Genomic DNA, 14410 nt, shown 5'->3' with positions numbered 1-14410 from the left:
GGTGGGCGCTTGTGATTCTGATCTGGTAGCAGGAACTAAAAAGCGGCTCGTGGAGCCGCTTTTTTCGTCTTCGAGATCCGTTCAGATGAACAGCGCCGGATCCACCATGGCTCGGTTCAGCATCACGCTCCAGTGCAGGTGGGGGCCGGTCACGCGGCCTGTGGCTCCGACCTTGCAAAAGGCATCGCCCGTCTGCAACTGGTCGCCCGGCTTGCAGTCAACCTGGCTCAGGTGGCAGTACATGGTGAGCAGGCCGCCGCCATGGTCCAGCCAGACCGTGCCGCCATTGAAGAAATAGTCGCCCACATCAATCACCTTGCCGGGAAGCGGTGCACGCACCGGCGTTCCGGTGGGAGCGGCAATGTCCATGCCGCTGTGCGGATTGCGCGACTGGCCGTTGAAGACGCGGCGCAGGCCGAAGCTGCTGGAGCGGCGACCCGGCACCGGCACGCGCATATGCAGGCTGCCGGAAGGCGGCGGCTCGGTGAAGGTGGCCATCACGGTCTTCAGGTGGGCGGCCTCGCGTTCGTAGCGGGCATTGTCTTCGGCAGACAGGTCCACCGTCTTGGGCGAGACCTTGAGACGCTGCTCAACATACTGTTTGTCGCGTACCGTATAGCTCATGGTGCGCAAGCGGCCGTCGGTCTTCACGCCAATGCTTTGTTCACCCGGTGTGGTTGCAAGCGGTATGCCCACGAGCGCGGTCCACTCGATCATGTCGCCCACCACCAGAACCTCGGCCTCTGCGGCCGTGGCCAGGGGGCGTGCAGAAGCCGGCCCCAGCGACAGACGTGCGACGCCGCCGGGAACCCTGCTGTCCTGCGGCCAGAGCGCGCTGTCCGAGGTAGCGCTGCGTGCAGCCCAGGCCGGTGCGGCGGCAAACAGCGCCGATTGCGCCATCCATTGCAGCAGGCGGCGGCGTTCGGGCGGGAGGGAAGGGCTGGAAAGTTTTTCGGTTGGCATGGTGCTTATCGGGTTTTGCAGGCATTGTGCTGTATTGCTATCGATAGCGGAGCTAAAGGTGATACAGGCATGAGAGCTTTACGTATGCCTATGCCTTGCAGGTCGGCAGCGGCGATCAGGGCAGGCGCATGTTCCGGGCCAGATCCAGCTGCCCAAGCTGCTCCAGGGCCTGCACTGCACCGAGCCGGTCGCGCTGCAGCTTGTTCTGGCTCAGCTTGAACTTGGCTTCCAGGTGGTCGACGGTAATCTCCAGGCCCACGATGGCGCCGAGCATGCGTTGCAGATAGTCGGGCGGAGCGTCGCTCATTTTCCACGGGGCCTCGGCATTGTTTCGAGCCTCATGGCGGCGGGTGAGCCGACCCACCACGCCGCGCACGAACTTTTCATCATCGCGCACACGGATGCGGCCGTGCGCATGGACCACACGGTAGTTCCATGTCGGGACCTGCTCATGGTTCTCGTGCTTGCTGGGATACCAGCTGGGGGAGATATAGGCCTGCTCGGCACGGAAGATCACCAGCACGGAGCTGTCGTCCCGGACCTGCTGCCACACAGGGTTGGCACGCGCCACGTGGGCTATCAGGCGCAAGACGCCGTCCTCGTCCTGCAATAGCTCGAAAGGCAGGTGATTGGCGTCCAGCCCCGCGTCGGACTGGGTGACCAGGCAGCCCAGAGGATGGGCCTGAATCAAGTCATGCAGAGGGGCAGGATCATCGATCTTGAAATGGCTGGGGTTGTACATGAAGGCTGCTGCAATGAGTGGTGCAAAAACGAATGAGCTTTTATGAGCTTGTTTATACCTGCCATGCAGGCTGCACGCTGACATGCCGCCTGCATAGCAGGCGGCATGGTACGAAAGTGAAGGGTGTTTCAGCGGTGCTCGTGATCCCCGCGCGAGCGGCCTTCGGCGCGCGCCGCTTGCATGCGAGCCTGCTGTTCGGCCTGGTGCTGCTGAGCCTGTTGCTGGCGTTGTGCCTGTTCCTGCGCCCGCTGTTGCTGCATCTGGGCCTGCTGCTGGCGCTGCTGTTGTTCACGGGCCTGCTGCTGCATTTGTTGCTGGCGCTGAGCTTGCTCCTGGGCGTGCTGCTGTTGCATCTGCTGCATCTGCTGCATCTGGGCCTGCTGCTGGCGCTGCTGTTGTTCACGGGCCTGCTGCTGCATTTGTTGCTGGCGCTGAGCTTGCTCCTGGGCGTGCTGCTGACGCTGCTGTTGTTCTCGAGCCTGTTGCTGCTGCATTTGTTGCTGGCGCTGAACTTGCTCCTGGGCGTGCTGCTGTTGCATCTGCTGCATCTGGGCTTGCTGCTGACGCTGTTGTTGTTCGCGAGCCTGTTGCTGCTGCATTTGTTGCTGGCGCTGAACTTGTTCTTGGGCTTGCTGCTGATGCTGCTGTCGTTCACGAGCCTGTTGCTGTTGCATTTGTTGCTGGCGCTGGGCTTGCTCCTGTGTGCGTTGCTGCAAGGCCTTCTCCGTCATGGCAGCCTGCATCTGCGGTGCCTGCGGTGCCTGCGGTGCCTGCGGTGCCTGCTGTGGATGGCGATCATGCGGGTCTTGCGAGGCATTGCCACTGGATGCGCGTGGCCCGCCTGGAGCCTGGCTGGGTCCCTGGGCAAAGCCCGATCTGCCCTGTGGCTGTGTCGCCAGGGGGCCCTGCGCCGGCTGGCCCAGGTTCAGGCCATGGCCACCGGCTGCCATGGCAGCAGCTCCGGCGGCTGCGCTCGCTGCTGCGCTCGCTGCTGCGCTCGCGGGCATCGCGCCCGGACCAGCAAGGACGCCTGCAGCCTGTGGCTGCCCGACCGGCCTGCGGTGCTCACCTGCGGCATTTTCATGGATGTTGTTGATGTAGGTGTTGTCCGTGCGATGGATGTTCTGCACCACGGTTCGCGACTGCGATATATAGGTGGTGTTGTTGTAGACCACGGCCGGACGGGCCTGTGGGGGCGGGGGACGCTCGCCGTGGCGCCAGGGCTTTTCGGGATCGCCCCAGTGCATATTCCAGGCATTCCAGCCCCAGGACGGATGCCTGTCCATGGACTCGGCCAGCACTATGCCGGCACCAAAGCCGAGAAGACCGGCCATCACAGGCACTCCAACTACGGGAGCCGGAGGCGGAACTTCCACATAGCGGTAGCCGCCATATACGGGCAGAGGCTGACCGTAGACTGCACCGGGGTCGTACTGGGGAACGTAGACAGTGTCTACCTGGGAGGGGGCGATTTCAATGAACTGCTCCGGTGGCTCTATGACCGGGTCGGGCAACGGTGTGACCGCGGCTCCAGGCGTATAGGCAACGGCGGCGGGCGTGGGCGCCAGGCTGACCTTGAGCTGGCTGGAGGTCTTGAGCGTGCCGGCCTTGTAGGCCCGGCTGCGCATGACCTGTATGGCGTTCATCACATCCGAAGCATCGTTGTAATAGGCTTTGCCCAGCGCCGTGGTCCAGGGCAGGTTGGAGGCCAGCTGTTCCAGCACGTTGGGAAACTGGGTCAATGATTTGACGGAAGGGTCCCAGTTCTGGGCGTTGACGGCATGGCTCAGCGCCGTCTTCTGCAGTCCGGGGTTTTGCCCCAGCCAGGTTTCGGCGGCGCTGATCTGGTCTGGATAGGTGGCTCCGGCCAGGATCTGGGCCACCAGCTTGTCCGGGTACAGCGCAATCGGCGCCACCATCCGGTAGAGCGCGTCTGCATCGGGTGGCACATAGGCTGCGGGCTGAGGCTGGGCGGCATCGGGCGTGGCGGCAGGTGCCGAGGCTGGCTGCGCACTGTTTGCCTTGATCGGCGAATCCTTGTCGTTGCACGCGCTCAGCGCCATGGCGGCGGCCAGGGCGATCATGCCCGGATGCCAGTGGCGGGCGACCGTGTTTGCCTGCGGTTCTGGCTGCTCAGGCCGGGTCGGGGGGGAATGCGACATCTGACGCTCCTTGCGCCGTGCCGTGCAAATCACGGTGCTTTGGCGGATGCTGTTTTAACGCCAGTGTTGAGCCGTTGTTGACAGAGTGTTGTAAGCAAATAAAGCGTGTGGCTGCAGGCCATGCTCCACGAGAGAATATAAATTTTGATAGCTTCTTTCGCAGTATGGGTAAGGCTTGAGGGCTGAAAATGCCAAAAGCTCTGGGCAAAGCATTCAGAGGGCGCTTGCTCGCCCTTATCTCCACGCTCGGGGCGATTTCTTCCCATGAAAAAGGCCTGCGCGAGGCAGGCCTTGGAGCTATCCGCGAAGCAACACGCCGGTCACATCATTCGGTCATGGTGCCCATGAGTGTGCTCGTACCCATGGCATCCAGCGGCTTGCCGTTGACCTGGAATTCACCCTTGGCATAGACGATCTCGGTGCGCATCTTGCCGTCCTTGTCTTCGAAGATGCCTTGCTCCTTGAGCATGTCCAGGCTGGCCTGAGTCTGGGCTTTGGCGGTTTCCTCGATATCTTCGGGCTTGTACTCGCTCTCGCCTTCAAACACGGCCAGCAGGCTGGAACGCCTGCGTGAGAGCATCATGTTTTCCATGAAGGGCTTGGGCATATCGGCCTTGAGGCTGACCTTCAGGTCCTGCAGCAGAGTGCCCATCTTCTCGCCATCACCCAGATATTGAATGGCTGCCGCAAACTCGCTCACGCCGTCGGGGGTGCGCATGGACAGGCGTTTGAGTTCGATCACGGGCTGGCGTGCCAGCGCCTGTGTCAGCGACTTGAGCATTTTCTCGCGCAGATCGCCGTTTTGCTGCTCGTCACTGTCTTCACCGTCCCCGGCTTCGCCAGCAGCAGCTAGCAGCGGGTTCTTGCGTTTGCTCATTTCCACGACCTGGTTGATCCAGTTGGCATCGACATTGTTGAACGCCATGTCCAGCACCAGATCGTCAGCCTGTTTGTCTTCGAGCTTGGCGGTCTTGATGCCGGTCTTGAGCGTCATTTCCACGATCTCGCCCTTGAGGATGGTGTCCGAATCCATGGTGATGCCTTCGAAGTGGCTGGCAGAGCTCTTGCCTTCCTCTTCCTGCTTGGTGGCGGCAATCTTGGCAATCGTCATGGCAAACGGGCCGGTCCAGAACTGCTGGCCCGCAGGCTGCTTCATGTCGAAGCGCATATCGGCCTTGTCCAGTGTCACGCTGCCTTCCTCGTCCTTGAACTGCAGGCCGGCAAAGTTGCCCGAGCCTTTGGCTGCCTTCATGTCGGCGGGCATGTCCCAGACGATCTTCATGCCGCCCCAGTTCATTTCGCTGTCCTTGATCTTGCTGCTCACGGCCGGCGATGTCATGACGTTGGAACTGCTGCGGCCCCAGCCGACCTTGGTGTCGACTTCCAGTGGCGAGCGGCCATTGAGCGCAGCTTTCAGCGCCGGGTCCGCGTCCTCGGGCAGATTGAAGCTGGTGTGAATCTCGGCGGCATGGCCCAGGGGCAGCGGACCATGGCTGATCTTGTGCTCGGCCGTGAACTGTACGGGCTCGTCGCCGCTGTCCAGGGTCCATACCGTTTTGGCGGTGGAAGAAAAAGCACCACGGTCATAGCTGGTGACCTGAATCTTCACGCCATGTTCGCTCCACTTGTCCAGGCCTTCGGTAAAGCTCTGCTGAAGCTTGCCGCCCATGTAGTAGCTGGTGCCCAGTGTTCCTGCCACGATCACTGCGACGGCCGCTGCAATCCCTGCTCCTGCTTTCCTGTTCATTCTTGACCTTTGATGATAATAAAAAATCCGCGAATGAATTGCGGATTGGTAATGTTGTGGTGAGCAGGATTCTAGAAAGAAAATAATGAAATGCTCTGGATTTCAGAACATTTTATGAAAATGATTTTCGGGTATTGAAAACTAATACCGCTAGTATTATTTCAATATGTAACAACCAATCCGTGGGGCTTGTTTCTTTTTCTGATTGGAAGACCTGGTTCGCTGTTTATCCTGATAAATGCCGAGATGGTTTGCCCAATAAAAAAGGCTGCCAGTGAATCCTGGCAGCCTTGCTGAGACTGGGTGGAACGTTTACTTGCCCCAGCTGTCCTTGAGTCCGGTGATCTTGTTGAACACGGGCTTGTCGCTCCGGTGATCCTTGCGGTCGGCCACGAAATAGCCAAAACGCTCGAACTGGAATTTGTCGTCAGCCTGGGCCGCCTTGAGTGAAGGCTCCACATAAGCGGTGACCACCTGCAGGCTGTCGGGGTTCAGCAGGCTCAGGAAATCCTTGCCGCCGGCATCGGGTTGCGGATCGGTGAACAGACGGTCGTACATGCGCACTTCGGCCTGCAGGCCGTCGGCCACGCCCACCCAGGTGATGGCGGCCTTGACCTTGACGCTGTCGGCACCCGGCGTGCCGCTCTTGGTGTCGGGCACCACGGTGGCCAGCACCTTGGTCACATTGCCATCGGCATCCTTTTCGGCGCCCGTGCATTCGATCACATAGCCGCCCTTGAGACGGACCTTGTTGCCGGGGAAGAGGCGCTTGTAGCCCTTGGGCGGCACTTCGGCAAAGTCTTCGCGCTCGATCCACACTTCGCGGCCAAGGGTGAAACGGCGCTCCGGCACGGTTTCACCTTCTGCCGCGTGGGGCAGGGCGGGCAGGTGGCAGTCCTCCAGATGTTCGGCACTGCCAAATACCTCGGCCCAGTTGCTGAGTTCGAGCTTGACAGGGTCCAGAACGACCATGGCGCGGTGGGCCTTGTTTTCCAGGTCTTCACGCAGGCAGCCGTCCAGCGTGCCGTAGTCGATCCAGGCGTAGTCCTTGGTCACGCCGATGCGTTCGCAGAAATTGCGGATGGACGCAGGCGTGTAGCCGCGTCGGCGCAGGCCGACCACGGTGGGCATGCGCGGGTCGTCCCAGCCCGTGACGAACTGGTTGTCCACCAGATGCTTGAGCTTGCGCTTGCTGGTGATCACATAGGTGAGGTTCAGGCGCGAGAACTCGTACTGGCGGGGCTGGGGGGCGTCAATCAGACCGCCTTCGCGCAGGTGGTTCAGCAGCCAGTCATAGAAGGGGCGCTGATCCTCGAACTCCAGCGTGCAGATGGAATGGGTGATGTGCTCGTAGGCATCCTCGATGGGGTGCGCAAAGGTATACATCGGGTAGATGCACCACTGATTGCCGGTGTTATGGTGCTCGGCATGGCGCACGCGATAGATGGCCGGGTCGCGCAGATTGATATTGGGCGCGGCCATGTCGATCTTGGCACGCAGCACGGCGGCGCCATCGGCGAGCTTGCCATCCTTCATGTCGGCAAAGCGCTGCAGGTTTTCGGCCACGGAGCGGTCACGGAAGGGGCTGTTCACGCCGGGACGGGTGAAATCGCCGCGGTTGGCCTTCATCTCGTCGGCCGACTGCTCGTCCACATAGGCCAGACCTTGCTCGATCAGGTAGACCGCACAGCGGTACATGAAGTCGAAGTAGTTGCTGGCGAAATAGAGGTTCTCGTGCCCGTCGGCATCCTTCCAGTCAAAGCCCAGCCAGCGCACGGCATCGATGATGCCGTCCACATATTCCTGATCTTCCTTTTCCGGATTGGTGTCGTCGAAGCGCAGATGGCAGACGCCACCGAAGTCACGTGCCAGACCGAAGTTCAGGCAGATGGACTTGGCATGACCCACGTGCAGATAGCCGTTGGGCTCTGGCGGAAAGCGGGTGCGGATCTTGGCTTCGTCGACCTGGCCGCTCTGGTGATGCTGGGCATCGCCGGGCGCGCCGCCCCAGTGACGGGTGGCATAAGTGCCCTTGTCCAGATCCGATTCGATAATCTGGCGCAGGAAGTTGGTGGGCTTGACCGCTTCGGGGGCGGAGTTGTTGGATTTGGAGGCGTCAGCAGAGCTCATTGCACCATTTTAGGCCGGCTGCCATGACCTCATGCCGATCTGCGGACACTGCAGCTTTGCCTCGTGTGCATTTGGACACAATGTTTTTGAGGAACCATGCCATCCTGACGGGACTCTGAAACGTTATATCCCCAAGGGCCGAAGGCGCTGCACAGATTTGCAAGCTTGCCCCCGGTGACTCATAAACAGAGGAGAGATTGTGATGTCCAGAACAACTTCCCCCCGCATGGCCAAGCTGCTTGCTGCTGGCTCTATCGCTATTGCTGGCCTGATGGCTGCCGCAGGTGCACAGGCGCATGGCGGCGTCAGCCTGTCGGTCGGCATCGGCGTGCCCGGCGTGGCCGTGGGCGTCGGCGCTCCCGTTTACGCCACACCCTATATCGCGCCAGCCCCGGTCTATATGCCGCCGCGCCCCGTCTACTATGCGCCTCCGGCACCGGTCTACTATGCGCCGCCGCCTCCCGTGTATCGTCCCGCACCCGTGATGGTCGTGCCCGGCCCGGTCTACTACGGTGGCGGCCCGCGCTGGCGTGGTCATCACCATCATCACTATCGTTGATGGCATCGATGGCAGAGCCCTGAAAGACTCTGCACCACAGACGGCTGCTCAGGCAGCCGTTTTTTATGCCTGCAGGCCGGGTGCCGCGCTCGCATAATCCGGGGCAGTCCTCAAAAAATCAGGAGAGTGCTTCCGTGAAAACCGTCTATGTCCTCAATGGCCCGAATCTCAATCTGCTGGGCATGCGCGAACCCGCCATCTACGGCTCGGCCACGCTGGCCGATGTCCAGAAGCTCTGCGAGGAGGCTTGCGTGCGCCATGGCCTGAAGCTGGAGTTCCGCCAGAGCAACCATGAGGGCGAGCTGGTGGAATGGATTCACGAGGCAGGCCGTCTGCACGCCAAGGGGGAGTTGCAGGCCCTGATCATGAATGCCGCAGCCTATACCCATACCAGTGTGGCAATTCTCGATGCCGTCAAGGGCACGGCCGTGCCGCTGGTAGAGCTGCACATCAGCAATGTCCATGCGCGCGAGAGCTTTCGCCACCATTCCTATCTGTCGGCCACGGCGCGCGCCGTGATGTGCGGCTTTGGCGTGGCCGGCTACGGCCTGGCCATCGATGCGGTGGCGCAGTGGTGACATCGGCGCTTGAAGCAGCCTGTTCCCTGCAGCAGGCCTCGCGGGAGCTGGGCGTCGACGTGCCGGCAGCGATTGCCCGGCTGCAGGCCACGGCGCAGCGCATGCAGACTAGGCTTGGCGAAGCCGCCGACAGTGGCGCGATGATCTGGCATGGCTGGCAGCCCCCGGCGGGAGTGGCGCAGCGCGGCTTGCCGCTGGTGCTGCTGCATGGCGGCAGCGGCAGCTGGACGCATTGGTTGCGCGTAATTGAGCCGCTGACCGAGGCGGGCTATAGCCTGTGGCTGGCCGATCTGCCGGGTTTTGGCGAATCCGATGGCGTGCCCGGCGGCATGGATGTGGACACCATGCTGGAGCCTCTGGCCTATGGCATACAGCAGCTGCTGGGCAATGTCGGTGCGGGCCCGGTCTGCGATCTGGTCGGTTTTTCCTTTGGTGGCATGACCGCCGGTCTGCTGGCCGCCGAGCATCCGGAGCTGGTCCGCAAGCTGGTGGTGGTCGGTGCTCCTGGCATGGGAATGACCGAAGGACGGACCGTGCGCCTGCTGGGCTGGCGCCACCTGCCGGGGCTGGAGGCACAGATGCAGGCCCATCGCCACAATATTGCGGCCCTGATGCTGCATGACGCGGCTCTGATCGACGAAGAGACGCTGGCGCTGCATGCACTCAATGTGGCTCGTGACCGGCTGCCGCGCAGGCGGCTGTCGCGCACCGATGTGCTGGCCCGAGCCCTGAACCGCGTCAAGGTGCCGGTGGCGGCGATCTATGGTGAGCATGACCCTCTGTATGCGGGGTGTCTTGCAGAGCTGCGACTGTTGATGCAGCGTCAGTGCGGGGGGGCGCTGGACTGGCAGGTGATGCGAGGCGTGGGCCATTGGGCCCCGCACGAGGACCCGACCGCCTTCTGCGCCGCGCTGCAGGAGGCTCTGTCGTGAGCAATGCTGCCACCTTCGAGCTGAGCGAAGCCGATGTGCAATGGAGCGCCGTGCGCTCGCAAGGCCCTGGTGGCCAGAATGTGAACAAGGTGGCCAGCGCCGTGCATCTGCGCTTTGACATCCGAGCCTCGCGTCTGCCTGCCGATGTGCAGCAGCGCCTGCTGGCTTTGGGTGATTCGCGTATCACCACCGATGGAGTGGTGGTCATCAAGGCGCAAAAATACCGCACTCAGGAGCACAACCTGTGGGATGGGTTGCAGCGCCTCAATGCGCTGGTGGCCTCGGTGGCCAGGCCGCCGCGCACGCGCAAACCCACCAAGCCGACCTGGGGCTCGCAGCAAAGACGCCTGCAGGGCAAAAGCCTGCGCTCCGGCATCAAGGCCTTGCGCGGCCGGGTGCATGACTGAGCTTCTGTAGCGGCAAAGCCACGCTCGGCTCAGTCAGTTGTATCAAAAGGCATGTGCGTACCCCGTCGGGCCTGGTGTGGATCGGTTAGCCGGCTGCGGGTCTGCGCTATATTGTTTTTGATAGCTGCAGTCGCAGAATGCAAAGGCGCTACAGCCTGTTTACCCATAGAATTCCGTGCTGCCTTCGGGAGTTGTTCATGAGCACATTGCCTTTGACTTATCTGGAGCGGCCCGCGCAGCTTGCCGCCGGTCAGCCTGCCTGGCTGCTGGTGCTCATGCATGGCGTGGGCAGCAATGAACAGGACCTGTTTGGCCTGGTGCCCTATGTGCCGCCGCAGTTCCATGTGCTCAGTCTGCGCGCGCCCTTTGCCATGGGCATGGGCGCCTATGCCTGGTTTCAGTTCACCGTGGATGCCGATGGCACGCGCCATATCAATGTGCCGCAGGAGCAGCAGGCGCGCATCTTGCTGCAGCAGACGGTGGAGCAGGCCGCGCAGCAGCTGGACATCCCGCCCGAGCGGGTGGTGCTGGGTGGCTTCAGCCAGGGCGGAATCATGAGTCTGAGCCAGTTGCTGACGCAGCCCCAGACCTTGCGTGCCGCACTGGTCTGGCACAGCCGCCTATTGCCCGAGATCGCGTCGCTGCATGCGCCCGCTGCCGCATTCGAGGGCAAGTCGGCCTGGGTCAGCCACGGTACTTATGACAATGTGATTCCGCTGACCAGCGCCCATGCCGTGCGTGACCGCCTGGCTTCCTTGCCCCTGCAGCTGAGCTATCAAGAGTATCCGGGCGCCCATGAGATCCGGCCCGAGGAACTGCGTGCCAGCATGCAGTGGCTGCAGGATCTGACGCAGTCAGCGGATGACTTCGGGGTCGAGGGCGATCAGTGACCGGCGGTCTTTGAAAACAGATTGATCACCAGCACGCCGCCGACAATCATGGCCATGCCGGCCAGAGCGGGTGCATCAAGCTTCTGGCCTTGCCAGAAATAGGCGACGGCCGAGACCAGCACGATGCCCACGCCGGACCAGATCGCATAGGCCACGCCCGTGGGAACGGTGCGCAGCGTCAGCGACAGCAGATAGAAAGAAATTGCATAGCCCACCAGGGAAACTGCGGTAGGGCCGAGCTTGGAGAAGCCTTCCGACCTGGCGAGGAAGGAGGTGGCAATCACCTCGCAGATGATGGCCAGGCCCAGATACAGGTAATTTGTCATGCCGGGCACTGTAGTGCGGCCGGGGCCGGGCTGTTTCCAGGTTGGTTCCAAGACCCCGGACCGCTTCTGGCCGTTATTGCCAAAATCCAGCGGCTGTGCGCACATTGCCGAGGGCAATATGCGTGGTTTGCCGCGCCTGGTCAGATGGCGGGGTAGTCGCCTGTACCCTCAGGCCAGGGTGTCAGCACCTCGAACCCGGTTTCCGTCACCAGCACCATATGCTCCCACTGGGCGGAGAGTGACTTGTCGTTGGTGATCACGGTCCAGCCGTCCGCCAGTTCGCGGGTGGCGGCCTTGCCTGCGTTGAGCATGGGCTCGATGGTGAAGATCATGCCGGGCTGCAGCAGCAGTCCCTGGCCGGGCGTGCCGTAGTGCAGCACCTGGGGCTCGTCGTGATAGACCTTGCCGATACCGTGACCGCAGTACTCGCGCACTATGGAAAAGCGCTCACGCTGGGCCACGGTCTGGATGGCATGGCCTACATCGCCCAGTGTGGCCCCGGGCTTGACGGCGCGGATGCCGGCCACCAGGGCCTCATAGGTGGTGTTGACCAGGCGCCTGGCCAGATTGCTGGGCTGGCCCACGTAATACATGCGGCTGGTGTCGCCGATCCAGCCTTCGGGCGTGGTTACTGCGACGTCGACATTGATGATGTCGCCGTCCTTGAGGACTTGCTTGGCATCGGGGATGCCGTGGCAGACCACATGGTTGACGGAGGTGCACACGGTCTTGGGAAAACCGTAATAGCCCACATTGGTGGGCGTGCATTTCAGCTCGTTGACGATGTAGTCGTGACAGATCTTGTCCAGCTCCTCGGTGCTCACGCCGGGCTGCACATGGGGCGTGAGCATGGCCAGCACCTTGGCGGCCAGGCCGCCGGCCTTGCGCGAGAGGTAAATGTCGGTAGCGTCATGAATGGGCACGACTTTCTGCTTGCCGCGCTTCATTGCATGCCTCCCACCAGGCGCACCGGACGGGGGCGGCGCACGACCGTGTCGGCTTCATGCGCGCTGGCAGGCTGCAGCTCGCGCTCGGCTTGCTGCAGCAGCAGGGCGCAGATGCCTTCGTAATTGAGCTGGGGGTGATGCTCGGCCAGCTGGCCTACCCGCAGCCAGTGCTCGGCCTGGGCATTGATGGAGCGGCCGAGGGCCGCGCTGGAGACACGAATCTGGTCGTGCAACTGGTCTGAAATTTTGACGATTCCCATGGCCCAGCATCATAAAGGCTGTATACGTTTCGTATATTGACAAACGCAAATTGCATGGTTGAAGCAGCGGTTTTGCAACTGTTTGACAAGCGCTGTTCGTCGAACCGGGTTTTAAGGCCTTGTCGTGCGACATGGTGCCCAAGAAGTTGATAGCGCTCTGCGCTTGATTGGCATTGATTGCAGCCAGGGGCATTCAGAAAATTGAAAGCTTTCGAGACAAGCCTGGTATTCGTGCCGTTCAAGTCTTATAAAAGATATATATCATCAGTATTTGCCTTGTCCATATTGAGTTTCATGCTATAAAAATTGAAGAACAATCAATGCGTGCCAGACATCTTGGGATGTTCTGGCGTCCGGTCACAACAGACGAGGAGTCAGGGTCGTTCATGGAAAACGCAGTCAGTCAAGCAGGGCAGGGCGAGCAGCTCGTCACCGAATCCCAGGAGCCGCAAGCTCGAAAGCCTCGGCCTCCACACGATGGGCAAGGGTCCCGCATCGTGGTCGTGGGCGGAGGCGTGGCGGGGCTGGAGGTGGCCACAGCCCTGGGCAAGCTCAAGAGCGAGAGCATTGACACGGTGACGCTGGTGGACAGCGACTCCGCCCATGTCTGGAAGCCCATGCTGCACACGATTGCCGCCGGCACCCGCGATCTGGCCCAACAGCAGACCACTTATCTTGCCCAGGCCACCGATGCCGACTTTGCCTACCAGCCCGGCGAGATGTGCGGTCTGGACCGTGAGGCACGTGAGATTCTGCTGGCCCCCATCTATGCCCCCGATGGTCGCGAGCTCGTTGCGGGGCGGCGTCTTGCCTATGACAAGCTGGTGATTGCGGTGGGCAGCGGTGCCAACGACTTCGGCACGCCCGGCGTTCATGAACATTGCTTCATGATCGATTCGCGCCGCAAGGCCGATGCCTTCAACCAGGAAATTCGTTTGCGCATGGTGCGCTGCATGACCAGTGGCGAGCAGTTGCAGGTCGCCATCGTGGGCGGCGGTGCCACAGGGGTTGAACTGGCCGCAGAGCTGGTTCAGCTTGCAGAGAGTGCCACGGCCTACGGCGCATTGGGCGAGGCGGCAAAGTTCCGCATCGTGCTGATCGAGGCAGGCTCGCGCCTGCTGCCCAGCTTTCCCGAAGAAATCTCCGAGGCCACGCGCGTGCGGCTGCAGGCCCTGGGCGTTTCCGTGATCGTTGGCGGCCGCGTCAGCCGTGCGACCGAGCAGGGTTTCGAGCTGGCCAATGGCGAGCTGATTCCCGCCAGCCTGCGTGTCTGGGCTGCCGGGGTCAAGGCCCCGGAATTCCTGATGCAGCTGGGTTTGCAGACCACGCGCAGCAATCAGTTGCTGGTCAATGACGAGATGCAGACCAGTGACCCTGATATCTATGCCCTGGGCGACTGCGCCAGCTATACCTTGCCGGGCAAGCAGGAGGCCTTGCCTCCTACGGCCCAGGTGGCCCACCAGCAGGCCCGCTATCTGATCGAGACCCTGCCCCATGTGCTGGAGCGTCCTGGGGCCAAGCCCGTAGGCTTTGCCTATCGCGACTTTGGTGCCCTGGTGTCCCTCGCGCATTACGACGCCTATGGCTCGCTGGGAAAGTTCGGTCTGTTCAACGGCGGCGTGATCCGTGGCCGCATGGCCATGCTCAGCCACATCATGCTGTACCGCTCGCACCAAGCGCGGCTTTACGGCTTCTGGCGCGGTGGCCTGCTGTGGCTGATCGACCTGATGAACGCGCGGCTGCGGCCCTCCATCCGTCTGGACTGAG

The 14410-nt window shown here is 61.9% G+C and carries 14 protein-coding genes; 6 read left to right on the top strand and 8 right to left on the bottom strand.

The window, feature by feature from the left end; translation table 11 throughout:
- Positions 1–81 precede the first annotated feature (81 nt).
- The 5 genes from F0P97_RS19355 to F0P97_RS19335 all read right to left on the bottom strand — a co-directional run bounded on the left by F0P97_RS19355 (position 82) and on the right by F0P97_RS19335 (position 7744).
- Complete coding sequence (locus F0P97_RS19355; RefSeq protein WP_182283565.1) at positions 82–963, bottom strand: M23 family metallopeptidase; 882 nt, start codon at positions 961–963, stop codon at positions 82–84.
- 115 nt (positions 964–1078) lie between these two features.
- Complete coding sequence (locus F0P97_RS19350) at positions 1079–1705, bottom strand: FMN-binding negative transcriptional regulator (RefSeq protein ID WP_182283564.1); 627 nt, start codon at positions 1703–1705, stop codon at positions 1079–1081.
- Positions 1706–1833: 128 nt separating this feature from the next.
- Entirely contained in the window at positions 1834–3867 is a 2034-nt protein-coding gene (locus F0P97_RS19345) for a DUF3300 domain-containing protein (protein WP_182283563.1), read from the bottom strand.
- A 325-nt stretch (positions 3868–4192) separates the two neighbouring features.
- Complete coding sequence (locus F0P97_RS19340) at positions 4193–5614, bottom strand: YdgA family protein (protein ID WP_182283562.1); 1422 nt, start codon at positions 5612–5614, stop codon at positions 4193–4195.
- A 312-nt stretch (positions 5615–5926) separates the two neighbouring features.
- Positions 5927–7744 carry a glutamine--tRNA ligase/YqeY domain fusion protein gene (locus tag F0P97_RS19335; RefSeq protein WP_182283561.1) on the bottom strand — a complete coding sequence of 606 codons (1818 nt, stop codon included), beginning with the start codon at positions 7742–7744 and terminating at the stop codon, positions 5927–5929.
- 226 nt (positions 7745–7970) lie between these two features.
- Here F0P97_RS19335 and F0P97_RS19330 point away from each other — a divergent pair, with 226 nt between their 5' ends.
- The 5 genes from F0P97_RS19330 to F0P97_RS19310 all read left to right on the top strand — a co-directional run bounded on the left by F0P97_RS19330 (position 7971) and on the right by F0P97_RS19310 (position 11110).
- Positions 7971–8303 (top strand): hypothetical protein, encoded by a 333-nt coding sequence (locus tag F0P97_RS19330; protein WP_182287256.1) that lies wholly within the window; start codon positions 7971–7973, stop codon positions 8301–8303.
- A gap of 134 nt (positions 8304–8437) precedes the next feature.
- Positions 8438–8881, top strand: a complete 444-nt coding sequence (gene aroQ, locus F0P97_RS19325) for a type II 3-dehydroquinate dehydratase (RefSeq protein ID WP_256494229.1) — start codon at positions 8438–8440, stop codon at positions 8879–8881.
- Complete coding sequence (locus F0P97_RS19320; protein ID WP_182283559.1) at positions 8875–9813, top strand: alpha/beta fold hydrolase; 939 nt, start codon at positions 8875–8877, stop codon at positions 9811–9813. The genes aroQ and F0P97_RS19320 overlap by 7 nt, the downstream gene beginning before the upstream one ends.
- Complete coding sequence (gene arfB / locus F0P97_RS19315; RefSeq protein ID WP_182283558.1) at positions 9810–10220, top strand: alternative ribosome rescue aminoacyl-tRNA hydrolase ArfB; 411 nt, start codon at positions 9810–9812, stop codon at positions 10218–10220. The genes F0P97_RS19320 and arfB overlap by 4 nt, the downstream gene beginning before the upstream one ends.
- Positions 10221–10417: 197 nt before the next feature.
- Positions 10418–11110: an alpha/beta hydrolase gene (locus F0P97_RS19310; RefSeq protein ID WP_182283557.1), complete on the top strand. Its 693-nt coding sequence runs from the start codon at positions 10418–10420 to the stop codon at positions 11108–11110.
- Here F0P97_RS19310 and F0P97_RS19305 read toward each other — a convergent pair.
- The 3 genes from F0P97_RS19305 to F0P97_RS19295 form a co-directional block, all read right to left on the bottom strand.
- Complete coding sequence (locus F0P97_RS19305) at positions 11104–11436, bottom strand: SMR family transporter (RefSeq protein WP_003077588.1); 333 nt, start codon at positions 11434–11436, stop codon at positions 11104–11106. The two genes, F0P97_RS19310 and F0P97_RS19305, sit on opposite strands and share 7 nt — an antisense overlap.
- Before the next feature lie 140 nt (positions 11437–11576).
- Entirely contained in the window at positions 11577–12383 is an 807-nt protein-coding gene (gene map / locus F0P97_RS19300) for a type I methionyl aminopeptidase (RefSeq protein WP_182283556.1), read from the bottom strand.
- On the bottom strand, positions 12380–12643 hold the full coding sequence (locus F0P97_RS19295; RefSeq protein ID WP_003063854.1) for a ParD-like family protein: 264 nt from the start codon (positions 12641–12643) through the stop codon (positions 12380–12382). The genes map and F0P97_RS19295 overlap by 4 nt, the downstream gene beginning before the upstream one ends.
- Before the next feature lie 386 nt (positions 12644–13029).
- Between F0P97_RS19295 and F0P97_RS19290 the strand changes: the two genes are divergently transcribed.
- On the top strand, positions 13030–14409 hold the full coding sequence (locus F0P97_RS19290) for an NAD(P)/FAD-dependent oxidoreductase (RefSeq protein ID WP_182283555.1): 1380 nt from the start codon (positions 13030–13032) through the stop codon (positions 14407–14409).
- Position 14410 lies beyond the last annotated feature (1 nt).

The sequence above is a fragment of the Comamonas testosteroni genome, assembly GCF_014076415.1.
GTDB classification, from domain to species: Bacteria; Pseudomonadota; Gammaproteobacteria; order Burkholderiales; family Burkholderiaceae_C; genus Comamonas; species Comamonas testosteroni_F.
This window is presented reverse-complemented; position numbering and strand designations above follow the sequence as displayed.